Source organism: Streptomyces griseoaurantiacus (assembly GCF_036189845.1).
GTDB lineage: Bacteria > Actinomycetota > Actinomycetes > Streptomycetales > Streptomycetaceae > Streptomyces > Streptomyces griseoaurantiacus.
On sequence record NZ_CP108326.1, the window covers coordinates 825817 to 849431 of the forward strand.

The 23615-nt window shown below is 73.2% G+C and carries 16 protein-coding genes; 6 read left to right on the top strand and 10 right to left on the bottom strand.

From position 1 onward, the window contains the following. Nucleotides 1–51: 51 nt before the first annotated feature. The 6 genes from narI (OHB09_RS03815) to OHB09_RS03840 all read right to left on the bottom strand — a co-directional run bounded on the left by narI (OHB09_RS03815) (nt 52) and on the right by OHB09_RS03840 (nt 9132). Nucleotides 52–834 carry a respiratory nitrate reductase subunit gamma gene (gene narI / locus OHB09_RS03815; protein ID WP_006144391.1) on the bottom strand — a complete coding sequence of 261 codons (783 nt, stop codon included), beginning with the start codon at nt 832–834 and terminating at the stop codon, nt 52–54. Further along, nucleotides 831–1511, bottom strand: a complete 681-nt coding sequence (gene narJ, locus OHB09_RS03820) for a nitrate reductase molybdenum cofactor assembly chaperone (RefSeq protein ID WP_234528147.1) — start codon at nt 1509–1511, stop codon at nt 831–833. Before narJ (OHB09_RS03820) ends, narI (OHB09_RS03815) begins: the two co-directional genes overlap by 4 nt. After that, nucleotides 1508–3232, bottom strand: a complete 1725-nt coding sequence (narH, locus tag OHB09_RS03825) for a nitrate reductase subunit beta (RefSeq protein ID WP_328921607.1) — start codon at nt 3230–3232, stop codon at nt 1508–1510. The genes narJ (OHB09_RS03820) and narH (OHB09_RS03825) overlap by 4 nt, the downstream gene beginning before the upstream one ends. Further along, a complete protein-coding gene (locus OHB09_RS03830) occupies nt 3232–7113 on the bottom strand; it encodes a nitrate reductase subunit alpha (RefSeq protein ID WP_191852604.1) in 3882 nt (1293 codons plus the stop codon). The genes narH (OHB09_RS03825) and OHB09_RS03830 overlap by 1 nt, the downstream gene beginning before the upstream one ends. A 214-nt stretch (nt 7114–7327) precedes the next feature. Beyond that, nucleotides 7328–7801: a hemerythrin domain-containing protein gene (locus OHB09_RS03835; RefSeq protein WP_006144385.1), complete on the bottom strand. Its 474-nt coding sequence runs from the start codon at nt 7799–7801 to the stop codon at nt 7328–7330. Between the two features lie 77 nt (nt 7802–7878). Beyond that, the gene (locus OHB09_RS03840; protein ID WP_240964131.1) at nt 7879–9132 is read right to left on the bottom strand and encodes an MFS transporter; all 1254 of its coding nucleotides are present in this window, start codon (nt 9130–9132) and stop codon (nt 7879–7881) included. A gap of 259 nt (nt 9133–9391) precedes the next feature. Between OHB09_RS03840 and OHB09_RS03845 the strand changes: the two genes are divergently transcribed. Then, nucleotides 9392–9814, top strand: coding sequence for a pyridoxamine 5'-phosphate oxidase family protein (locus OHB09_RS03845; RefSeq protein ID WP_040897264.1), 423 nt, complete (start codon nt 9392–9394; stop codon nt 9812–9814). 145 nt (nt 9815–9959) lie between these two features. On the opposite strand, the gene OHB09_RS03850 is transcribed toward OHB09_RS03845, so the two are convergent. The 4 genes from OHB09_RS03850 to OHB09_RS03865 form a co-directional block, all read right to left on the bottom strand. Next, complete coding sequence (locus tag OHB09_RS03850) at nt 9960–10994, bottom strand: Acg family FMN-binding oxidoreductase (RefSeq protein ID WP_167794532.1); 1035 nt, start codon at nt 10992–10994, stop codon at nt 9960–9962. A gap of 170 nt (nt 10995–11164) precedes the next feature. After that, nucleotides 11165–11617 (bottom strand): hypothetical protein, encoded by a 453-nt coding sequence (locus OHB09_RS03855; protein WP_191852607.1) that lies wholly within the window; start codon nt 11615–11617, stop codon nt 11165–11167. Next, a complete protein-coding gene (locus OHB09_RS03860) occupies nt 11617–14355 on the bottom strand; it encodes a multicopper oxidase domain-containing protein (RefSeq protein ID WP_328921608.1) in 2739 nt (912 codons plus the stop codon). Before OHB09_RS03860 ends, OHB09_RS03855 begins: the two co-directional genes overlap by 1 nt. Beyond that, nucleotides 14352–15647, bottom strand: coding sequence for a TIGR04053 family radical SAM/SPASM domain-containing protein (locus OHB09_RS03865; protein WP_328921609.1), 1296 nt, complete (start codon nt 15645–15647; stop codon nt 14352–14354). Before OHB09_RS03865 ends, OHB09_RS03860 begins: the two co-directional genes overlap by 4 nt. A gap of 369 nt (nt 15648–16016) precedes the next feature. Here OHB09_RS03865 and OHB09_RS03870 point away from each other — a divergent pair, with 369 nt between their 5' ends. From OHB09_RS03870 to OHB09_RS03890, 5 genes are read left to right on the top strand one after another with little or no spacing between them, the layout of a single operon-like run. After that, on the top strand, nt 16017–19724 hold the full coding sequence (locus tag OHB09_RS03870) for a nitrate reductase subunit alpha (RefSeq protein ID WP_328921610.1): 3708 nt from the start codon (nt 16017–16019) through the stop codon (nt 19722–19724). Between the two features lies 1 nt (nt 19725). After that, nucleotides 19726–21261 carry a nitrate reductase subunit beta gene (gene narH / locus OHB09_RS03875; protein WP_328921611.1) on the top strand — a complete coding sequence of 512 codons (1536 nt, stop codon included), beginning with the start codon at nt 19726–19728 and terminating at the stop codon, nt 21259–21261. Then, nucleotides 21258–22124 carry a nitrate reductase molybdenum cofactor assembly chaperone gene (narJ, locus tag OHB09_RS03880; protein WP_319119241.1) on the top strand — a complete coding sequence of 289 codons (867 nt, stop codon included), beginning with the start codon at nt 21258–21260 and terminating at the stop codon, nt 22122–22124. The genes narH (OHB09_RS03875) and narJ (OHB09_RS03880) overlap by 4 nt, the downstream gene beginning before the upstream one ends. Further along, the gene (narI, locus tag OHB09_RS03885; protein WP_006144369.1) at nt 22121–22870 is read left to right on the top strand and encodes a respiratory nitrate reductase subunit gamma; all 750 of its coding nucleotides are present in this window, start codon (nt 22121–22123) and stop codon (nt 22868–22870) included. Before narJ (OHB09_RS03880) ends, narI (OHB09_RS03885) begins: the two co-directional genes overlap by 4 nt. Beyond that, nucleotides 22867–23475 carry a vitamin K epoxide reductase family protein gene (locus OHB09_RS03890; RefSeq protein WP_328729934.1) on the top strand — a complete coding sequence of 203 codons (609 nt, stop codon included), beginning with the start codon at nt 22867–22869 and terminating at the stop codon, nt 23473–23475. Before narI (OHB09_RS03885) ends, OHB09_RS03890 begins: the two co-directional genes overlap by 4 nt. The last annotated feature ends 140 nt before the right edge of the window (nt 23476–23615 follow it).

Sequence of the window (23615 nt, forward strand, 5' to 3'; positions counted from 1 at the left end):
CCGGCCGGTGCACGTCGCCGGCCGGCCCGTCGCACACTCGGGCCCGGGTGTTCAGCCGACGCGTTCCCAGCCCCGCCGCGGCGGGCGGTTGCCGAGCCGGTCGTCACGGCTGCGGTAGACGATGTAGGGGCGGGTGAGGTAGCCGAGGGGGGCGGTGAGCATGTGGACGAGGCGGGTGAAGGGCCAGAAGGCGAACAGGATCAGCGCGCTGATCGCGTGCAGCTGGAACAGCAGCGGCACTCCGGTCATCAGGTTCGCGTCGGGCTCGCCGTAGGAGAGCGCCCGGAACCAGGGGGAAATGGTGGTCCGGTAGTTGTAGCCCCCGCCCACGATGTTGGCGACGACCGTCGCGGACAGGCCGAGCGCGATGGTCACGGTGAGCGAGACGTACATCGCCTTGTCGTTGCGGGTGGTGGCGGAGAACACCGGGCCGACCGTGCGCCGCCGGTAGATCAGCAGGGCGAGGCCGCCCAGCGTGCACACCCCGGCGATCGTGCCGAGGACGACGGCCCCCACGTGGTACGTGTGCTCGCTGATGCCGGCCGCGTCGGTCCAGCTCTCCGGGATCAGCAGCCCGCCGATGTGGCCGAGCAGCACCACGAGGATGCCGAAGTGGAACAGCGGGCTGCCGATGCGCAGCAGCCGGTTCTCGTACAGCTGCGAGGAGCGGGTGGTCCAGCCGAACTTGTCGTAGCGGTAGCGCCAGATGTGGCCCAGGACGAAGAAGGCCAGGCTGATGTAGGGCAGGATCACCCACAGGAAGACGCCGCCCGGACCTGCCTCGGCGGCGGTGGCCGGGTGTGCCGCGGCGAGGGCGTGCGGGTGTGCGATCATCGCGGGCCTCCTGCGGGGTCGGGCATGAACTGCGGGGGCGTGTACGGAGCGAGTCCGACCTGTTCCCCCGGAGGTCCCTCGGCGGCGAGCCGCGCGACGGCTTCCTCCTCGTCGCCCTTGAGCGGTGGCAGCGTGGCGGAGACGGACTGCAGCAGGTGCGCCCAGGGTGAGTCCTCCGCGCGCAGGGCGAGGCGCAGGAGTTCGAGTCCGGCGCGGTGCTCGGTGAGCAGCCGGTGTCCGGCGGACGGGTCGAGGCCCGCGAACTCCAGGACGACGGCGAGGTGGTCGGGGAGTTCGTCCTCGACCGGACGCAGTCCGGCGGCGCCGTAGGCCTGCTTGAGCCGGAGCAGGGCGATCCCGCGCTTGCGGGTGTCTCCGTGGGCGTAGTAGGTGAGGTAGGGGCAGCAGCGCTTGCGGTGGTCGAAGGTGGCGACGTAGGCGACGGCCAGGTCGTCGGCCGGGGTGCGCTCGGCGTGCCCGGTGAAGGCGAGCAGGGGGTCGCGGACAGGGGCGGGCAGGGCGGGCGCGGCGCGGCGGGCCAGGGCCAGGTGCCCGGCGAAGTCCTCGTCGGGGTAGCCGAGCAGCAGGGACTGCACCTGCCAGGCGTAGGAGTGCCAGGGCTCGGGCCGGCCCGCCGGCCGCAGTGTCGCCCTCATGTTCTTCTTCGTGGTCTTCACGGCTTCGGCTCGACCTCCCCGTCGCTGTCCCCGCTCGTGCCGTCGCCCGGCTCCGCCGGTGGGAACAGACCCGGCGGTGAGCCCTTGCCGTCCCAGTTGAGGAGGTTGACGCGGGTGCCCTTGCCGGCGGGTGCGGCGGGGGTGTCGGAGGTCTGCCGGTCGCGCAGGGCGCGGTAGTTCTCCACGGCGAGGGGTGCCGCGCCCCCGGAGGTCTCGCCGAAGGGTCCGGAGCCTCCCATGCCGGGGCCGCCCTCGTAGTCGAGGCTGCACTCGGTGGCCAGCTCCTCCAGGGAGTGGGCCTGTTCGGCGTGCGCGGGCGGGATGACGTACCGCTCGTCGTACTTGGCGAGTGCCAGCAGGCGGTACATGTCGTACATCTGCTCCTCGCCCATGCCGACCCGCTCGGGGATGGTGGGATCCGGTTCGCGGCCGAGGTTGATGTCGCGCATGTAGGCGCGCATGGCGGCCAGCCGACGCAGCACCGCGTCGACCGGGGTCGGGTCCCCGGCGGTGAACAACTGGGCGAGGTACTCGACGGGGATGCGCAGGGCGTCGACGGCGGCGAAGAGGTTGCGGTGGTCCTCGGCGTCCTGGCCGGTCTCGCGCACGGCGTCGACGACCGGGGAGAGCGGGGGCACGTACCAGACCATCGGCATGGTGCGGTACTCCGGGTGCAGCGGCAGGGCCACCTTGAACGTGTTGATCAGGGCGTGCACCGGGGAGCGCCGGGCGGCCTCGATCCAGTCGCGCGGAATGCCGTCCCGTTCGGCGGCGGCGACCACGTCCGGGTCGTTCGGGTCGAGCAGGACGGAACGCTGGGCCTCGTAGAGGTCGGTGTCCTCGGGGGTGGTGGCGGCTTCCAGGACCCGGTCGGCGTCGTAGAGGACGAGCCCGATGTAGCGCAGCCGGCCGACACACGTCTCGGAGCAGACGGTGGGCAGGCCGACCTCGACGCGAGGGAAGCAGAAGGTGCACTTCTCGGCCTTGCCGGTGCGGTGGTTGAAGTAGACCTTCTTGTACGGGCACCCCGTGACGCACATCCGCCAGCCCCGGCAGCGGTCCTGGTCGACGAGGACGATGCCGTCCTCCTCGCGCTTGTAGATCGCGCCGGAGGGACAGGAGGCCGCGCAGGAGGGGTTGAGGCAGTGCTCGCAGATGCGCGGCAGATAGAACATGAACGTCTCTTCGAACTCCAGCTTGATCTTCTCGGAGATCTCGCCGAGGACGACGTCCTGCTCACCGTGCTCCGCCGAACCGCCCAGGTCGTCGTCCCAGTTGGCCGACCACTTGATGCTCATGTCCTTGCCGGTGATCAGCGACTTGGGACGGGCGACGGGGGTGTGCTCCTGCAGCGGGGCGTTGGTGAGCGTCTCGTAGTCGTAGGTCCAGGGCTGGTAGTAGTCGTCCAGGGAGGGCAGGACGGGGTTGGAGAAGATGGTGATCAGCTTCTTGAACCGGCCGCCGGCCTTGAGCGAGAGCCGGCCGCGCTTGTTCAGCTCCCAGCCGCCGCGCCACCGCTCCTGGTCCTCGTAGCGGCGCGGGTAGCCCTGGCCGGGGCGGGTCTCGACGTTGTTGAACCACACGTACTCGACGCCGGTGCGGTTGGTCCATGCCTGTTTGCAGGTGACCGAGCAGGTGTGGCAGCCGATGCACTTGTCGAGGTTCATGACCATCGCCATCTGGGCCATCACGCGCCCGATGGGGGCTTTGTCGCCGGACATCAGTACTCCACCTCCTGGTCGGTGCGGCGCCGGATGACGGTGACCTCGTCGCGCTGGTTGCCGGTCGGGCCGAGGTAGTTGAAGGCGTAGGAGAGCTGGGCGTAGCCGCCGATGAGGTGGCTCGGTTTGATCAGCAGCCGGGTGAGGGAGTTGTGGATGCCGCCGCGGCGGCCGGTGGTCTCGGTGCGGGGCACGTCGATCAGCCGGTCCTGTGCGTGGTACATGTACACGGTGCCCTCGGGCATCCGGTGCGAGACGATGGCGCGGGCGGCCACGACGCCGTTGCGGTTGACCGCCTCGATCCAGTCGTTGTCGCGCACCCCGACCTTGGCCGCGTCCTGGGTGCTCATCCAGATGGTGGGGCCGCCCCGGGACAGCGACAGCATGAACAGGTTGTCCTGGTACTCGGAGTGGATGGACCACTTGTTGTGCGGGGTGAGGTAGCGCACGGTGACGCCGAGCTCGCCGGTCTCCCCGATCCGTGGTTCGCCGAACAGTGCGTGCATGTTCAGCGGTGGCCGGTAGACGGGGAGTTGCTCGCCGAGGGCGGCCATCCAGTCGTGGTCGAGGTAGAAGTGCTGGCGGCCGGTGAGGGTGTGCCAGGGCTTGCCGCGTTCGACGTTGACGGTGAACGGGGAGTAGCGGCGTCCGCCGGTCTCCGAACCGGACCACTCGGGGCTGGTGATGACGGGTACGGGCGCCGCCTGGGTGTCGGCGAAGGTGATCCGCTTGCCCTCGTGCTCGGCGGCCAGGTCGGCGAGCCGGGTCCCGGTACGGGCCTCCAGCGTGTGGAAGCCCTGGGTGGCGAGGTGTCCGTTGGTGGTGCCGGACAGGGCGAGGATGGTCTCGCAGGCGTGCACGTCGCGGGCGAGCGCGGGCCTGCCGGCCGCGGCTCCCCCGCGGACGGTGCCGTTCTTGTGCCGCAGGTACTCCAGTTCGCTGTCGAGCTTGTAGGTGATGCCCTTGGTGGTGGCGCCGAGGGTGTCGAGCAGCGGGCCGAGGGCGGTCATCCTGTCGGCGACGGCCGCGTAGTCGCGCTCGACGGTGAGGAGTTTCGGCATGGTCCGGCCGGGCTCGGGCTCGCACTCGCCGGCTTTCCAGTCCCGCACCCTGCCGTGCGGGTTGGCCAGCTCGTCCGGGGTGTCGTGCAGCAGCGGGGCGGCGACGACGTCCTTGCGGACCCCGAGGTGGGTGGCGGCGAGCGTGCTGAACGCGCGGGCCAGGGTCACGAAGGCGTCCCAGTCGGTGCGGGTCTGCCACGGCGGCGCGATCGCCGGGTTGAAGGCGTGCACGAAGGGGTGCATGTCGGTACTGGAGAGGTCGTGCTTCTCGTACCAGGTGGCGGCGGGCAGCACCACGTCGGAGAAGACGGTGGTGCTGGTCATGCGGAAGTCGAGGGTGAGCAGCAGGTCGAGCTTGCCGGTCGGCGCCTCCTCCCGCCACACCACGTCCCGGGGGCGGGCCTCGGGCGGTGCCTCGGCGGCGCGCACGGAGTGGTCGGTGCCGAGGAGGTGCTTGAGGAAGTACTCGTTGCCCTTCGCGGAGGAGCCGAGCAGGTTGGCCCGCCAGACGGTCAGTACGCGCGGGAAGTTCTCCGGGGCGTCGGGGTCCTCGCCCGCGAACCCCAGGCGTCCGGAGGTGAGTTCGTCCACGATGTGCTCGGCGACGGGGCGTCCGGCGGCCTCCGCCTCGTCGGCGAGGTCGAGCGGGTTGCGGTCGAAGGTCGGGTAGGAGGGCATCCAGCCCATGCGGGCGGAGGCGGCGATGACGTCCGCGGTGCTCAGCCCGGCGAACGGACCGCCGGGCGCGGCCCCGGACGGCCCGTCGGCTCCGGCCGCCGCATCCCCGTCGGCCGCGACTCCGTCCGGTCCGTCGGTCGCGGTTCCGTCCCGTCCGTCGTGACCGGCCGGCTCCTCGGTCCCGGCCGGCCTCCCGGTCCGTCCCTCCGTCCCGGCCGCGGCCAGCGCGTCCGCGGAGAACGGGTCGTAGCGGAACTGGTCGCCGTGCAGGTACCAGTACGCCGTCTGGATCATCTGCCGGGCCGGGCGGTTCCAGTCGGAGGCGGTGGCCAGCGCGGAGTACCCGGTGAGCGGGCGGACCTTCTCCTGCCCGACGTAGTGGGCCCAACCGCCGCCGTTGACACCCTGGCAGCCGGTGAGGGTGGTCAGGGTGAGGAAGGCCCGGTAGATGGTGTCGGAGTGGAACCAGTGGTTGGTCCCGGCACCCATGACGATCATCGAACGGCCGCGGGACTCCTCGGCGTTGGCCGCGAACTCCCGGGCGATGCGGGCCGCCCGCTCCGCGTCCACCCCGGTGATCGCGGACTGCCAGGCGGGAGTGTACGGCTCGTCGGCGTCCTCGTACGACGTGGGCCAGCGGCCGGGCAGTCCCGGGCGGCCCACCCCGTACTGGGCGAGCAGCAGGTCGAACACCGTCGTCACCGGGCGGCCGGCGATCCGACGCACCGGGACCCCGCGCCGCAGCAGTCCGGCGCCGCCGTCCGGGGCGTCGAAGCGGGGCAGCCGGACGGTGACCGGTGCCTCGTCGCCGCCCTCGGCCGACAGCAGCGGGTCGATGTCGCCCAGCTCGAGGTTCCACTTCCCGGCGCCGCCCTCGCCGAACCGGTCGCCCAGCGTGCCGTTGGGCACGACGGGACGGCCCTCGGCGTCGAGCAGCACCGTGCGGAACTCGGGGTGTTCGGCCTCGGCGTGGGCGCCGCCGAGGTCGGCGGCGGTGAGGAACTTCCCCGGCGCGTACGTGCCCGGCTCGCCCGCCACCTCGTCCAGGGCGACGAGGAAAGGCAGGTCGGTGAAGCGCTTGACGTACTCCTCGAAGTACGGCGTGCGACGGTCGACGAAGAACTCCTTGAGCACGACGTGCCCCATGGCCATGGCCAGGGCCCCGTCGGTGCCCGGCTGGGCGGGCAGCCACTCGTCGGCGAACTTCACGTTGTCCGCGTAGTCCGGGGAGACGGCGACGACCTTCTGGCCGCGGTAACGGGCCTCGACCATCCAGTGGGCGTCGGGGGTGCGGGTCACCGGCAGGTTGGAGCCCCACATGATCAGGTAGCCGGCGTCCCACCAGTCCCCGGATTCGGGCACGTCCGTCTGGTCGCCGAAGACCTGCGGGGAGGCCACCGGCAGATCGGCGTACCAGTCGTAGAAGGACAGCATCACGCCGCCGAGCAGCGAGTAGAAACGGGCGCCGGCCGCGTGCGAGACCATCGACATCGCGGGGATCGGCGAGAAGCCGGCCAGCCGGTCGGGGCCGTACTCCTTGATGGTGTGCACGTGCGCGGCCGCCACCATCTCCACCGCCTCGTCCCAACTCGCCCGCACCAGACCGCCCTTGCCGCGGGCCGCCTTGTAGGTCCGGGACCGTTCGGGATCGGAGACGATGTCGGCCCAGGCCGCGACCGGGTCGCCCAGCCGGGCCTTGGCCTCCCGGTACATGGCCAGCAGTACGCCGCGGACGTACGGGTAGCGCACCCGGGTGGGCGAGTAGGTGTACCAGGAGAACGCGGCGCCGCGCGGGCAGCCGCGCGGCTCGTACTCGGGACTGTCGGGGCCGACCGAGGGGTAGTCGGTCTGCTGGGCCTCCCAGGTGATGATGCCGTCCTTGACGTACACCTTCCACGAGCAGGAGCCGGTGCAGTTCACGCCGTGCGTGGAGCGCACCACCTTGTCGTGCGACCAGCGGTCCCGGTAGAAGTCGTCCGCCCGCCGGCCACCCTTCTTCCGCAGGGTGCGCAGGTCCTTGGAGACCTCCGCCCGGGTGAAGTACCGGCGGGAGCGGACCAGCGCGTCCGTCAGTTCGCCGTCCAGTCCGGGTGGTGCCGCTCCGCCGCCCCGTTCCGGCACCGGATCACTCTTCGTGCCCACCGCGCCGCTCCCTCCCGGGTTTCGCCCGAGGTTGCTCGCTCGCCGTACTCGTCCCTTGCCGCACTCCTGTGGGGTTCTTCCCCTGGCTTACCGCATCTCGCGCGATCGACACATGCGGAGCCAGGATTCCCTCGCACGCACGTCCGTGCCGCCCGGCGCGGGGGCGCACCGGGCGGCACGGGGTGAGGTCGGCGGGAAGGACCCGGCGGGCCGGTCAGGGCGACGGCTCGGGCACCGCCGCGCCCACCCGGGCGCGTACCGCCTCCACGGCCTCCCACTGTTCGGTGCTCAGGAAGGCCAGGGCGGCGGGGAAGACACCGTCCTGCTCCTTGAGGATGTGCGCGCGCAGCACGGTCAGGGCCTCGAGGAGCCGTCCGGGCCAGGTGGGATCGGCGGGGACGCCGGACTCGGCCTCGGCGAGCACCGCCTCGATCGCGCGGTGCTCCTCCTCCAACGCGGCGATCTTCTCGGGGAAGTCGTCGGCCAGGGCGGGGAACAGGCCGTGTTCCTCCACCTGGGTGTGCGGGGCGAGGACGGCGGCGATCTGGCGGGCCAGCTCGGCCGTCCGGGTGAGGTCACCGTCCCGGTGGGCACCCCGCACCAGGCCGATCATGTCCACCACCGTGTCGTGCTCGCGGGTGAGCCGGCCGATCGACTCCACCTCCTGGCAGCCGCAGTACTCGCACATGGCTCGCGCCCTCCTCGTCCGTCTTGTCGGTGCTCGTGCGTTCCGTGCCTTGTTCTCGTCCGCCGGCCGCGGCCGGTTCAGTGCGGTTTCGGGACCCGCGTGGTGCGGCGGGTGACGGCGGTGCGCACCCCGGTGCCGGTGAAGAGCAGGGCCGCCGCGGCGACCAGGCCCAGCAGGAGCAGTCCGAGCGCGTACGACCCGTAGGCGCCGTAGAGCGAGCCCATCACCAGCGGCGGCAGGAAGCCGCCCAGGCCGCCCGCGGCGCCGACGATCCCGGTGACCGAGCCGACCTGGTCGCCCGGTGCCAGCAGGGCGACCAGGGCGAAGACCGCGCCGCTGCCCGCGCCGAGCGCGGCGGCCATGGCGAGGAAGGCCAACGTGCCGGTCGGGGCCAGCGAGGGGGTGAACGACTGGACGAGCGCTCCGGCGAAGACCACGCCGAGCGACACGGTGAGCACCCGCACCGGGCCGATGCGGTCGGACAGCCAGCCGCCCACCGGACGCATCGCCACCGCCAGCAGCACGAAGCCGGCCATCCGGTTCGCCGCGTCGGCCTGGCCGAGGCCGTAGCCGGTCTTCAGATAGGTGGGCAGGTAGACCGAGAAGGCGACGTATCCGCCGAAGGCCACCGCGTACAGGGCCGAGGCCTGCCAGGTCAGGGGCAGGGCGCAGACCGCGGCGAGCCGGCGGCCGAGCGGCTCGCTCGGAACGGTCCGCCCGGGGGCGTCCCGCAGCAGCAGGGCGGCCAGTACCGCGTACGCGGCGAGGACGACGGCGGTGAGCAGGAAGGGATTGGCCATGCCGTGCGCGTCGACCAGCTTGACCGTGGTGAGCGCGCTGATCGCGGTGCCGCCCATGCCCATGCCGAAGACTCCGATGGCCAGACCGCGCCGCTCGGGCGGGAACCAGGCGTTGACGAAGGGCACCCCGACGGCGAACGCGGTGCCGCCGATGCCGAGGAAAAATCCTCCGGCCAGCAGGGCGGGGAGCGAGGAGTGGCCGGCCAGGCCCAGGTAGAGCACCGGCACGATGGTCGCCGCCGAGACGAGCGGGAACATCACTCGGCCGCCGAAGCGGTCGGTGAGGGCACCGACCGGGATCCGGCCCAGCGAGCCGACGACGACCGGCACGGCCACCAGCAGCGACTGCTGGAAGGAGGACAGCTCCAGGCTGTCCTTCAGGCGCGGGCCGAGCGGGCTGAGCAGCGCCCAGGCCCAGAAGTTCACGGCGAAGCCCACGGTGGCCAGGCCCAGCATCAGCCACGCACGCCCGGACACGGGCGCGGGACCCGGTGCCGGGCGGTCCTTCATCGCCCTCGACGGCTGCTGCATGCCCGTTTCCCTTCACTCACGCGGGTAGTCACGTCCCCGGGGTGCCCGGGCCGCGGGGCCCTCACGCACCAACCGGTGCCCCATCCCACTGTCGGAGGTGGGAGGCCCGCGGGCGGAGGGCCGAAGGGCCCCTGCTCACGGGCGGTCCGGCCCCCTCGGCGGGACCGGACGGACCGTCTCGCCGGGCCGGCGGGCCCGGCCGGCGAATGAGGGCCGACCGGCCCTTACGCACGGGACCGGGCGCGGCAAGCATGGAGGGATGTTGCAGAACGACGTCTTTCGCACGATGGACCGGCAGGAGTGCCTGCGGCTGCTCGCCGAGGTGCCGGTCGGCCGGATCGTGTACACCCGGCACGCCCTCCCCGCGGTGCTCCCGGTGAACTTCGTCCTCGACGGGGACTCCTCGGTGCTGCTGCGCACCTCGGCGGGGTCGGACCTGCTCCGTGCGGTCGACGGTGTCGTGGTGGCCTTCGAGGCGGACAGCTTCGACGCGGTGAGCCACTCCGGCTGGAGCGTCGTCGTCACCGGGCCGGCCTCGGCGGTGACCGATCCGGCGGAGCACGAACGCCTGCTGCGCACCGGGCCGCAGTCCTGGATGCCGATCCAGGAGGACGTCTTCATCCGCATCGAGGCCGCGATGGTCACCGGGCGGGAGCTGACGGACCTGCGCGGCGCGGTCTGAGCGGCCGGCCGCTCCGGCCCGCCCCCGCGCGCGCACCCGAACCCGCGCCCCGCCCCGCCATGCGCACGCCCCGTTCCCGGAACTCTTCCCCGGGAACGGGGCCTCGTCGTGCGCCACGGGAGTCGTGCGCGAGTGACGTCGTGCGCTACGGGAGCGGTGCGCCGTCGTCGCCGGTGGCGTCGTGCCCCTGCCTCCCGCGGGCGGCTCCGGCGCCGGCCGGGCGGGCGGCGGCGCGCGGGGTGCGGCCGCCGTCCGGTCCGTAGCCGAAGCGGATCAGCAGGTGCGGGGCGCAACGCTGCCGGGCTCCCCTCATGGCCGCCCTCAGGTCCGGCCACTCCATCGCCTGGTGCAGTATCGAGGTGCGCACGCCGTGCCGGGTCGCCACCAGCAACGCGCGCTCCAGGGCCTGCCCCGCGCGCAGCCAGTCCTCGCGCCGGTCGTGCGGGGTCCACAACAACGCCACCTGAGCGTGCCGTTCGAAGCGGAGGGCGGGCAGGCGCAGGGCGGGCAGCGGGCCGGTGAAGTCCCGCATCGGCATCCGGGAGGACACGTCCCGGGGGCCGAGGGAGGTGAGTGGGATGCCGTACGGGGCGGCCGCGCCCGGGGCAGTGATCCAGGTGCGGGCCTCGGCGGCACGGGCGGGGTCGGCAGCGTTGCGGTCCTCGGCGACGGCGGTCAGGCCGAGCAGTCGCCGGGTGCCGGCGAAGTCGGGCATGTCCAGATGCGCGCCCTCGGCGCGGGCCGCCGCGGCCATCTCCGCGACGATGTGCTCGGGCACGGGCCGCCCGGTGAACGGCAGCCTGCTGGTGTGCCGCCGGGCGACGGCGTCGTAGAGCTGCCGGTACTCGGGCCGCGCGTCCGGCGCGGCCACGCCGAGCCCCACGGTGGCGAGCAGGTCGGGGTCGGTGGGGTCGGGCAGCAGCCGTACGAGAGGCTCCCACCCGAAGTGCGCGGCGGCGACGCGGAGGTTGAAGACGGCGGCGCCGACGGAGAGGTGCTGCGCGCGCCGCCGGGGATCGGTGTGCGGCAGGAACCGCTCGCGGTCCACGCGGACGTGGAGCACACGGGTGCCGGCGTCCATGCCGAAGCGCCAGGGCTGCGTGTTGTGGATCGACGGCGCGGCGACGGCGCAGTACAGCAACCGCTCCAGGAGGGCCGCGTCGACCTCGGGCATCCGCATGTCGGTTCCTCCGTGTGTTCCGGTACCACCACGTTCACGGTGCGCCACCGTGCTCTTCGCGGGGGAGGGCACAGCGGTCCTTTCACGGGGCCGGAGGTCCCGCCGGGCGGGAGGGCCGGCGGGGGCCGGGGGCCGGGGGGCCGGGGGGCCGGGGGGAGAGGTGCTGTCGCTCACGTCGCCGGGAGGGCCGTCGCCAGGAGGACCACCCCCAGCGACCCCACCAGCGACGCCACCGCCAGCGCCCGCGCCAGTTCGGGGCGGCCCTTCGCGTGGGCCCAGCCGTGCATCGCCGCGGCCAGCACGACCACCCCGAACAGCCCCAGTTTCGCCGCGAGCACCCGCCCGTACCCCGGCTCCCCCAGCGACGCCCAGGTCACCCCCTTGTGCCAGGCGATCGCCCAGCCCGTCCCCAACTGCACCGGCAGGAACACCGCCCCCGTCAGCATCCCGAAGCGCCGCCCCGCCCGCGCGGCGAACCGGTCGCGGTCCTCGGCGGCCAACAGCCGCCGGGCCAACGGCAGCACCACCAACGACAGCGCCACCTGGCCGCCCACCCACACCACCGCCCCGGTGACGTGCAGGAACCGCACGACCTGCCAGAGCCCGACGGCACCCCCGCCCATCACCGCACCTCCACCACGCCGCGCGCCCCGGCCTCCGCGTGCCGCATGTCGTGGTCGACGAAGGGGTAATGCCCGGCCGCCGCGAACTCCGTCTCCACGAAACCGCCCTGCGCGACGGCCAGATCGAGCACCTGGGACCCGCCGGAACCACCGTCGCCGTCCCCTGGACGCAGCAGGTACGCGCCCTCCTTGTACAGGGTGTCGAAGACGGTCCCGACCACGTGGAAGGCGACCCCGTCGCTCGGCCCCGCCGCCACCACCCAGAAGCGCACCCGCTCCCCCGCCCGTGCCCGCAACGGCGCCTTCGCGTACTGCGCCGCCACTCCGTTGAACACCCAAGCGTCCGGCGTGTCCGCCCGCATCCTCGCGACCTGCGCCGCGCTGCCCGGCGTGCCCAGGTACAGCTCGGAGGAGACCATCACGTACTCCCGGTCGACCTCGTCCAGCCCCGGCGGGTCGACGATCACGGCGCCGTACATGCCGTTGCCGATGTGCTGGAGCATCGGCGCGGTGCTGCAGTGGTACAGCCATGCGCCGGCCCGCTCGGCCCGGAAGCGGTAGACGAGCCGCTCCCCCGGTTCGAGCGTGCGCATGGGCTTGTCGGGGGAGAGCGCGCCGGCGTGGAAGTCGACACCGTGGCCCATGGTGGTGTCGTCGTTGACGAGGGTGACCTCGAAGACGTCGCCGACCTTTCCGCGCAGGGTGGGCCCGGGCGCGGTTCCGCCGAAGGTCCACATCCGCTGCCGCACCCCCGGCGCCACCTCCACGGTGCGCTGCCGGACGTGCAGGCCGATCCTGTGCACCGTCGCACCGGCCGCCGGGGCGAGGGCGGCGTCACGGGAGTGCCAGCCGGCGGAGAAGTCCGCGGACAGGTCGGGCCCGGAGCCCTCCGAGGCGGTCGCGGAGTGGCCGTCGTGGCCCTCCGCGCCTTGGGCGGCGGTCCGCCCCCCGCCGTCCGCCGTCCCGGTGGCCGCGATGTCGAGCGTCATTCCGGCGGCCCGGTGCCCCGGCACGGTGCACCATCCCTTGCGGTCGCCGGTGAGCGTGCCGAGGTCGAGGGTGCGGGTCTGGCCGTCGGAGAGCAGCGAGGTGGTGGGGCCGTCCTCGATCCTCAGATCGTGCCGCTGCGCGTCGCGGTTGGTGACCTTCAGACGCAGCGCGGTGCCCCGCGGGACCTCGATCCGGCTCGGGCTGACGCGCATGTCGTGCAGGGAGACCGCCACCGTGCGGGTGCCGGTGGCGGCGCCGCCCGTTCCCGCGCCGGACGCCGTCGTCGTACCGCCGCCGGCGCCGCCACCCGCCACGAGGACGGCGAGGGCCGTGGCGACGGCTGCCGCCGCGGTGCCGATGAGCACGGGCGCCCGCGGGGTCACCACGGCCCCCGCCCGCCGGCCCAACACCGTGACGACCAGCCCGAGGAAGGCCACCGCGGCGCCCGCGGCCAGGACGACCCCCAGCGTGGCGGCGGGCCCGGGCAGGGGCAGTACGAGCAGTGCGACGGCCAGATTCAGCGCGGCCAACCGGGCCTGCCAGGCCCGCTCCAGCACCGCCCGCGATCCGGCCCGCGCCTTCGGGCCGACGGCCGTCACGACCGGCAGGAGATACGTCAGCGCGCCGATCAGCACCTGCGCGACGAACCCGAGCAGGAACAGCGGGACCAGGGACTCGACGCCGTCCTGCGCGGCGGCCGGGGAGCGGGTGGCGAACAGCACGAGGTCGTGGACGACTCCGGCGGTCAGCCATCCGGCGGACGCCGCCAGTGACCAGGCGGCGGCCACGGAGACGGCCTTGCGTCCCCGCCGAACCGTGGCCGCCCACAGCCGTACGGCGACGGCGACACCGGCGGCGTAGGCGGCGAGTCCGGCAACCGTCGCCGCGCGCCATGCGACCGCCGCGCCCGGGCCCGGGAGGACCGCCGGGCCCGCGAGGCCGGTCACGGCGACCGTCAGGCCGCCCCCGGTGAGGGCCAGTACCCGGCGCGCCGTCGGGGTGGTGCGCGCGTGCATCCGGACGCCGAGCACGGTGGGCCAGAGCATGAACAGGGTGCCGAGGACGGGCAGTCCGATCCAGCCGAGCAGGGTGACGTGGACGTGCGCGAGCCGCAGTGCGGTGTGCCCGGCCGCGCCCGCGCTCCCGGTGGCCAGCGTCCCGCCGGCGACCACTCCGGCGGCGAGGGCGACCGCGGCGGCCCGGTAGTAGGCGACGACCGGCGCCAGCCTGCCGCCCAGCGCGCCCCGACCGAGGCGCACCAGCACCACGAGGTGCGCGGTGACGGCGACGGCCAGTGCCGCGCAGGCCGCCGCGATCAGCGCGGGCGGGCCGGCCCACACCGCAAGGAGCACCCCGGCCACGGACACGTTCACCCCCGCGAGGCGTGCGGTGCTCCAGCGCCGGTCGGGGACCGGGGCATGCAGCATCGCGACGGCGAAGTGCTCGCTCCACACCACGATCGCCGTGGTGGCGGCGCCGAGCAGGAGCAGATGGACCGCCAGCCAGCGGGCCACCGGGAGGGTGTCCGGCGCGGCGGCGGCGAGCAGTGCCAGGCCCGCCCAGCCCGCGACGAGAAGGTGCGCCCGCACCTGCCGGGACCGCATGTCCTGCCGCGCGGCCCGGCCGGAACGGCCGGCGGACCCGCCGGACCCGCCGGGCCCGCCGTCGCCCGGGGGCCCGGCGGGCTGCTGGAGCAGCGGGAGCCGCCGGCGTCCGTCCGGCCGGGGGGTGTGCTCGGCCCCGCTCACGACGTCTCCCGTCCCTCTCGCGGCCGGCCACCGTGTCCGGGTGCCTCCTCCGCTCCCGGCCCCGGCGCGGGCGGGCGCCCGGGTCCGGACAGCAGCGCGGCCAGTTCCTCCTGGTGGGGGAAGGAGTGGGGGACGTATCCGCACCACGGCTCCTCGGCGTACGGGTCGCCGGTCACGCCGTAGGCGCGGGAGCGGGAGCCGCCGCAGACCCGGCGGAACTCGCAGGCGCCGCACCGGCCGCCGAGCCGGTCGGGGTCCCGCAGGCCGGTGAACAGCGCGGAGGTGCGGTAGATCTCGGTCAGTGGCCGTTCCCGCACGCTGCCGGCGCCGAGCGGCAGGAAGCCGCTGGGGTGCACGGTCCCGGTGTGCGAGACGAAGACGAAGCCGCGGCCCGCGTTGACGTCGAGCGGCGGGCGGCGGGCCCGGCGTCCTCCGCCGGACAGGCCCAACTCGGCCGTCCGCGCGCGCAGTTCCCGGTACAGGGTGCCGAGTCCGAGTGCCTTCTCATGGTCCTCGCCGCGTGCGGCGAGGATGCGCCGCTGCAGGGCGACGCGGCGGAAGTGGTGGGCCTCGGTGGTCTTGGCGGGCACGGTCAGGCCGACGTCGTACACGAAGTTGAGGACGTCCTCGGTCTCGGCGGGCGTCAGCGCGCCGAGTGCCGCGCCACGTCCGGTCGGCACCAGGAAGAAGGCGCTCCACAGCATGGCCCCGTGGTCGTGCACGAGGCGGACGACATCGGGCAGGTCGTGCAGGTTGTGCCGGGTGACGGTGGTGTTGATCTGCACCTTCATGCCGAGCGCGCGGGCGGCGTCCCAGGCGTCGAGGGTCCAGCGGTAGACACCGGGCACGCCCCGGAAACCGTCGTGCAGTGCGGGGGTGGAGCCGTCCAGGCTGAGCGAGAGCCCGACCGCGCCGGCCTCGTGCACGGCCCGCAGCCGTGCGGCGGTGAGCGTCGGTGTGCCGGAGGGGGAGACCGCGACGCGGACGCCCACCTCCTGGCCGTACGCGATCAGTTCGAGCAGGTCGGAACGCTGGAAGGGGTCACCGCCGGTGATCACGAACAGGGGGGCCGGGCGGCCGAAGTCGGCGATCCCCCGCATCAGTTCCTTGGCGGCCCCGGTGTTCAGCTCCCGCGGATCGCGGTCCGGGACGGCCTCGGCGCGGCAGTGCGCGCAGGCCAGCGGACAGGCCCGGGTGGACTCCCAGATCACGAGGAAGGGCCGCTCCCCCACGTCCTGCCGCTGCCGGCGCACGGCCGGTCCGCCGCCGGCCGTCGGTACCACCGCGCTCACCGTCGTCCCCTCGGGGTGCGTCCGGGACCGTGCCCACGTATGTGTCCGGCCGCCCGGGTGTCAGGGCAGACGTGGCCGGCGGCCGGACGGTGACCGAGGCGGAGACACGGGCGCGACGGCCGTCGGACGGACCCCGGCCAGGGACGGGGGATGGAGCCGGGCCACCTCTGCGTGCGGTCGTACATGCGCTGCCTCCGGTTCGGTCGGTGTCAGCCTGCACCGCGCGGGGCCCGCGTCGGGTCCGCCGAGGGGCCCTGCTTGCAGGGCCGTTGGTCCCGGGAGTGGTGGGCCGAACAGGGCCTTTGGACATCCGGCCGGGGGCGTTCGGCCCAAGGTCACGGCCCTGTGCGCCCGCATAGGTTTCCGGCCATGGAGAACGACGAGAAGGCACGGCGGCGGCCACCGCACACCGTCCGGGACTGGCCGCTGGCCGGCCGCCGGCTGCTCACCCGCGACGAGGTCTCCGCCGACGGGCGCGCCGTGTTCGGCGAGAACGACGGCAAGTGGGAGGGGTTCTACCGGGACCGCTGGGCCCACGACAAGGTGGTGCGGTCCACGCACGGCGTGAACTGCACCGGCTCCTGTTCCTGGATGGTGTACGTCAAGGACGGCATCATCACCTGGGAGCACCAGGCCACGGACTACCCGTCGATCGGCGCGGACTGCCCCGAGTACGAGCCGCGCGGCTGCCCGCGCGGGGCGTCGTTCTCCTGGTACACGTACTCCCCCAGCCGGGTCCGCTACCCGTATGTGCGCGGCACGCTGCTGAAGCTGTGGCGCGAGGCGCGCCGGCGCCTCGGCGATCCGGTGGCGGCCTGGGCGGAGATCACCGGCGACCCGGCGAAGGCGCGGGCGTACAAGCGGGCCCGCGGCAAGGGCGGCCTGGTGCGCGCCGACTGGGACGAGGTGTCCGAGCTGGTGGCCGCCGCGCATGTGCACACCATCAAGTCGTACGGCCCGGACCGCGTCGCCGGGTTCTCGCCGATCCCGGCGATGTCGATGGCGTCGTTCGCGGCCGGTTCCCGCTTCATGTCGCTGATCGGCGGCACGCTGCTGTCGTTCTACGACTGGTACGCCGACCTCCCCGTGGCCTCGCCGCAGGTGTTCGGCGACCAGACGGACGTGCCGGAGTCGGCGGACTGGTGGAACGCGGGATACCTGGTGATGTGGGGATCGAACATCCCCGTCACCCGCACGCCCGACGCGCACTTCCTCACCGAGACCCGCTACAACGGCACCAAGGTCGTCGCCGTCTCCCCCGACTACGCGGACAACGTGAAGTTCGCCGACGAGTGGCTGTCCCCGCACCCGGGAACCGACGGGGCGCTGGCGATGGCCATGGGGCATGTGATCCTGCGCGAGTTCCTGGTCGACCGCGAGGTGCCGTACTTCCGGGACTATCTGCGCTCGTTCACCGATGCCCCGTTCCTCATCACCCTGCGCGAGAGCGCCCACGGGCTCGTGCCCGACGGGTTCCTGACCGCCGCCGCCCTGGGCGGCGAGGCCGCGACGCAGGAGAACGCGCACTCCAGGACGGTCCTGCTGGACTCGGCCACCGGGGAGCCCGTCGTGCCGAACGGCTCGCTCGGCCACCGCTGGGCCAAGGAGGAGCAGGGCCGCTGGAACCTCGATCTGGGCGACGTCGTCCCGGAGCTGAGCCTGCTGGAGCGGGCCGAGGAGCACGTCGAGGTGGCGCTCCCCCGGTTCGACGAGGGCGCCACCGAGGGCGGCTCGGTGATGGTGCGCGGGGTACCCGCCCGGCGGCTGGGCGGGCGCCTGGTCACCACCGTGTTCGACCTGATGCTCGCCCAGTACGGGGTGTCCCGGCCCGGTCTGCCGGGCGACTGGCCGACCTCGTACGAGGACGCGAGCCGGCCGTACACGCCGGCCTGGCAGGAGACGATCACCTCGGTGCCGGCCGAGCAGGCGGCCCGGATCGGCCGGGAGTTCGCCCGCAACGCCGAGCGCACCCAGGGCCGTTCGATGATCGCGATGGGCGCGGGCACCAACCACTGGTTCCACTCCGACACCATCTACCGCGCCTTCTTGGCGCTGACCACGATGACCGGCTGCCAGGGCGTCAACGGCGGCGGCTGGGCGCACTACGTGGGCCAGGAGAAGGTCCGCCCGCTGACCGGCTTCCAGCACCTGGCGTTCGCCTTCGACTGGCAGCGGCCCACCCGGCACATGGCGGGCACCTCGTACTGGTACCTCAACACCGACCAGTGGCGCTACGAGGCGTTCGGGCCCGAGGAGCTGGCCTCGCCGCTGGGTGAGGGCCGGTTCAAGGGCAAGGCGTTCGCGGACTGTCTCGCGCAGGCCGTGCGGCTCGGCTGGACCCCGGGCCACCCCGGTTTCGGCCGCAACCCGCTCGACCTGGCCGACGAGGCGGCGGCAGCGGGCCGGCCGGTCGCCGAGCATGTCGTGGACGAACTCAAGGCGGGCCGACTGAAGTTCGCCGCGGAGGATCCGGACGACCCGGCCAACTTCCCCCGGGTGCTGACGGTGTGGCGGGCCAATCTGCTGGGCTCGTCCGGCAAGGGCAACGAGTACTTCCTGCGCCATCTGCTGGGCGCCGACGCGGCGGTCCGTTCGGCCGAGACCCCGCCCGGAGAGCGCCCCGAGGAGGTGGTGTGGCACGAGGAGGCGCCCGAGGGCAAGCTGGACCTGCTGGTCACCATGGACTTCCGGATGACCTCCACCGGTCTGCTCTCCGACGTGGTGCTGCCGGCCGCGACCTGGTACGAGAAGGACGACCTGTCCAGCACGGACATGCACCCCTTCGTGCACGCCTTCACCCCGGCCATCGCCCCGCCCTGGCAGTCCCGCACCGACTACGACACGTTCCTCACCCTCGCCGACCGGTTCAGCGAGCTGGCCGCGAAGCACCTGGGTACCCGTACCGACGTCCTCGCCGTGCCCCTCACCCATGACACCCCGGACGAACTCGCCCAGCCGGGCGGGGTGGTGCGCGACTGGCGCAAGGGCGAGTGCGAGCCCGTGCCCGGGCGGACCATGCCGAAGCTGGTCGTGGTCGAGCGGGACTACCCGGCCGTCGGACAGAAGATGCGCGCCGTCGGCCCGCTGCTGGACACGCTCGGCACCACCACCAAGGGCGTCACCGTCCATCCGGACCGCGAGATCGAGGAGTTGCGGCACCGCTGCGGCACGGTGCGCGAGGGGGTCGGGGCCGGCCGGCCCTCGCTGGCCACCGCGAGCGACATGTGCGAGGCGATCCTCGCCCTGTCCGGCACCACCAACGGGCGCCTGGCGACCGAGGGTTTCCGGGAGCTGGAGCGGCAGACCGGCAGCGAGGGCCTGGTGGAGCTGGCGGCCGAGCGCGAGGCGGAGCGGATCACGTTCGGCGACACCCGCACCCAGCCGCGCGCGGTGATGACGTCCTACGAGTGGTCCGGCTCGGAGACCGGCGGGCGCCGCTACTCGCCGTTCGTCATCAACGTCGAGCACCGAAAGCCCTGGCACACCCTCACCGGCCGGCAGCACTTCTTCGTCCAGCACGACTGGATGGCCGAGGTCGGCGAGCAACTACCGGTCTACCGGCCTCCGTTGAACGCGATCCGGCATTACGGGAACGAGCACCTGGGCGAGGACGGCCGGGCGGAGGTCACGGTCCGCTATCTGACCCCGCACTCCAAGTGGTCCATCCACTCCAACTACCAGGACAACAAGTACATGCTCGACCTGTCCCGCGGCGGACCGGTGATCTGGATGTCGCGCGAGGACGCCGAGCGGATCGGCGTCAAGGACAACGAGTGGATAGAGGCGTACAACCGCAACGGCGTCGTGGCCGCCCGCGCGGTGGTCACCCACCGGATGCCCGAGGGCACGGTGTACATGTACCACGCCCAGGACCGCAACGTGAACGTACCGAAGACCGAGGTCAGCGGCAGGCGCGGCGGCATGCACAACTCGCTGACCCGGCTGCTGGTCAAGCCGACCCATCTGGCGGGCGGCTACGCCCAGTTCACCTACGCCTTCAACTACTACGGGCCCACCGGCAACCAGCGGGACGAGGTCACCGTCATCCGCCGCCGCAGCCAGCAAGTGGAGTACTGACGTGCGCGTGATGGCTCAGATCGCCATGGTGATGAACCTCGACAAGTGCATCGGGTGTCACACCTGTTCGGTCACCTGCAAGCAGACGTGGACCAACCGGACCGGTGTGGAGTACGCCTGGTTCAACAACGTGGAGACCAAGCCGGGCGTCGGCTACCCGCGCCGCTACGAGGACCAGGATCAGTGGAAGGGCGGCTGGAGGCTGGACCGCAAGGGGCGGCTGGTGCTGCGCTCGGGCGGCCGGGTCAAGCGGCTGCTGTCGCTGTTCTCCAACCCGGACCTGCCGGCCCTGGAGGACTACTACGAGCCGGTGACGTACGACTACGACAACCTGATCAGCGCCCCCGCCGGACCGGACATGCCGGTCGCCCGCCCCCGCTCGGTCCTCACCGGCCGGCCCACCTCGATCACCTGGGGCGCCAACTGGGAGGACGGTCTCGGCGGGGCCCCCGAGCACGCGGGCGGCGACCCGAACCTGAGCGGGGAGTGGGCCGAGAAGGTGAAGTTCGAGTTCGAGCAGACCTTCCTGTTCCACCTGCCCCGGCTGTGCGAGCACTGCCTCAACCCGGCCTGTGTCTCGGCCTGTCCGTCCGGCGCGATGTACAAGCGGGTGGAGGACGGCATCGTCCTGGTCGACCAGGACCGCTGCCGGGGCTGGCGGATGTGCGTGACGGCGTGCCCGTACAAGAAGGTGTACGTCAACCACGCCACCGGCAAGGCGGAGAAGTGCACGTTCTGCTTCCCGCGCATCGAGGCGGGCCAGCCCACGGTCTGCTCGGAGACGTGCGTGGGCCGGCTGCGCTACCTGGGGCTGCTGCTGTACGACGCCGACAAGGTGGGCGAGGCCGCGGCGACCCCGGACGAGAAGGACCTGTTGGACGCCCAGCGGAACGTGTTCCTTGACCCGTCCGACCCGGAGGTGATCGCCGCGGCCCGCGCCGCCGGCATCCCCGAGGACTGGCTGGACGCGGCCCGCCGCTCCCCGGTGTACGCGCTGGTGTCGAAGTACAAGGTGGCGCTGCCGCTGCACCCGGAGTACCGCACCCTGCCGATGGTCTGGTACGTGCCGCCGCTCTCCCCCGTCCTGGACGCGGTCACCTCGGCGGGCGGCAACCAGGACGACCCCGACCACGTGTTCGCCGCCGTCACCCGGCTGCGCATCCCGCTGGAGTACCTGGCGGAGCTGTTCAGCGCCGGGGACGTGGACGTGGTGGGCGGGGTGCTGATGAAGCTGACCGCGCTCCGCTCGTACATGCGGGAGCGGACGCTCGGCGGGGACGACGTGGCCGAGGAGGAGGCCGCGCTGGACGCGGTGGGGCTGACCGCCGGGGAGGCGGAGGACCTGCACCGGCTGCTGGCGGTGGCCAAGTACCAGGACCGGTACGTCGTCCCGGCCGCGCACAAGGAGGACGCGGCCGCGCTGACCGCGATGGAGAACCGCTGCCCGGTGGAGTCCTCCGGCGAACCCGCCTCCGCACGCAAGGTCATGCTCGGTATCCCCACCCTGCGCCGCACCTCACCCGAAGGACACGCATGAGCCCTCTGCTCTCCCCCGGTGCCGGCCACCGGGAGGAATCCCCCTCGGTCCCCGCCCTCGTCCGTACCCGGCTGCGGGCGGCCGTACGGCGGCCCGCCCGGCTCACGCCCGCGCAGGCGCGGGAGCGGTCGCTGGTGCTGCGGCTGGTGTCGCTGCTGCTGCAGTACCCGGACGCGGAGCTCGCCGCCGCCCGGGAGGACGTGGCCACCTGCGTCGCCGGCCTGCCGCCGTCGGAGGCCGCCGCCGAACTGGCCGCATTCACCGGCTGGTTCGCACACGCCGAGCCCGAGACGCTGGAGCGGACCTACGTCGAGACCTTCGACCTGCGCCGCAGGAGCAGTCTCTACCTCACCTACTACCTGCACGGCGACACCCGCCGCCGGGGCATGGCCCTGCTCACCCTGGCGCAGCGCTACCGGGCCGCCGGCTGGCAGGTCGACGGCGGCGAACTGCCCGACCACCTGCCCGTGGTGCTGGAGTTCGCCGCGCTCTCCGGGCCGGGCGCGGGCGAGGCACCGCTGCGCCAGCACCGGCGCGGCCTCGAACTGATCCACCGGGCGCTGGCCGACGCGGACTCGCCCTACCGGCACGTCCTCGCCGCGCTGCTCGCCCTGCTGCCGCCGGCCACCGAGGCGGACCTCGCGGCGGTGGCGGAACTGGCCGCGCAGGGGCCGCCGAACGAGGACGTCGGGATGGACCCGTACGCGGGCGGCGCGTTCGCCCCGCCGGGGACCTTCGCGCCACCGGGAGCCTTCGCCCCTCCCGGGACCTTCGTTCCCCCCGAGCCGGCCCGCCCCACCCTCGTGTCGCCGACCCCGGCCTCCGATGCCTCCCTCTCCTCGCCCGTGGACGGTCCTCGATGAACGCCTCAGGAACCGACCTGCTGCTGTGGGTCGCCCTTCCCTACATCTGCCTGGCCGTGTTCGTCGTCGGCCACGTCTGGCGCTACCGGCAGGACCAGTTCGGCTGGACCTCACGCACCAGTCAGCTCCTGGAGCACCGCTGGCTGCGCTGGGGCAGTCCGCTGTTCCACCTCGGCGCGTTCATGGTGATCGGCGGGCACGTGGTCGGGCTCGCGGTGCCCGCCTCCTGGACGGAGGCCGCCGGGATCAGCGAGCACATGTACCACACCGGCGCCGTGTGGGCGGGTTCGGTCGCGGGCATCGCCATGGTCGCCGGGCTGGGCATGCTGTGCGCCCGCCGGCTGCTCACCCGGCGGATCCGGCTCGGCACCGACCGCAGTGACAAGATCCTCTTCCCCCTGCTGTCCGCCGCCGTGCTGCTCGGCATCTCCGCCACGGCCACGCACAACGTGTTCGGCGGCGGCTACGACTACCGGGAGACCGTCTCGGTGTGGTTCCGCGGCGTCTTCGTCCTCCAGCCGCGGCCGGAGGCGATGTCCGGGGCACCGCTGCTCTTCCAGCTGCACGCGGTGACCGCCTGCCTGCTCTTCGCCGTCTGGCCCTTCACCCGGCTCGTGCACGTGTGGAGCGCCCCGGTGGGTTACCTCGTCCGCCCGTACCTGGTCTACCGGCGCCGGGCCACGACGACGGCGCCGGGCACCAGGCGCCCCGGCTCGCGCCGGCCGGACACACGGCGCGCGGCATGAGCACGGCGGCACGACAGCGGCCCCGGGGACGGCGGACGGGGACGCTGATGGTCCTCACCGGCGTCATCGGCTGGCTCGCGGCCTTCCAGCTCGCGGTCGAGCACGGGCGGGTGCTCAAGGACCCGAGCCATCAGGCGTCGTGCGACATCAGTCCGGTGGTGGGCTGCGGCAGCGTCACGACCGGCGCGCAGGGCAATGTGTTCGGCTTCCCCAACATGCTGCTGGGCCTGGGCGCCTTCGCCGCCGTCGCCGCGCTGGGCGTGGCCGTGCTGGGCGGTGCCCGGCTGCACCGCCGGGTCTGGCTCGGGCTGAACGCGGGGGCGCTGGCGGGTGTGGTGTTCGTGCACTGGCTGATCTACCAGTCGTTCTACGTACTCGGCAGGATCTGCCCGTACTGCGCCGTCGTCTGGGTGGTGACCATCGCGCTGTTCTGGTACGTCACGCTGCGCAACCTGCGGTCCGGGGTGCTCCCCGTCCCGGCCGCCGGGCGGGGGCTGCTGGACCTGCTGCTCGACACGCACTGGATGCTGCCGGCCGCCTGGTACGGCCTGATCGCCGTCCTCGCCCTCACCCGGTTCTGGTCCTACTGGAGCAGCCTGCTCTGACGAACCACCCCGACCGGCCCTGAGGGAGGGGCCGGTCGGACCTGGCGCCGCGGCCTCTGCGGGCGGACCCTTGAGGAAGGGAAGCCACCGCCGGAACGGGGCCCCACCGGCCCCGCCCCTCGCCCCTTTTCCCCACGTCC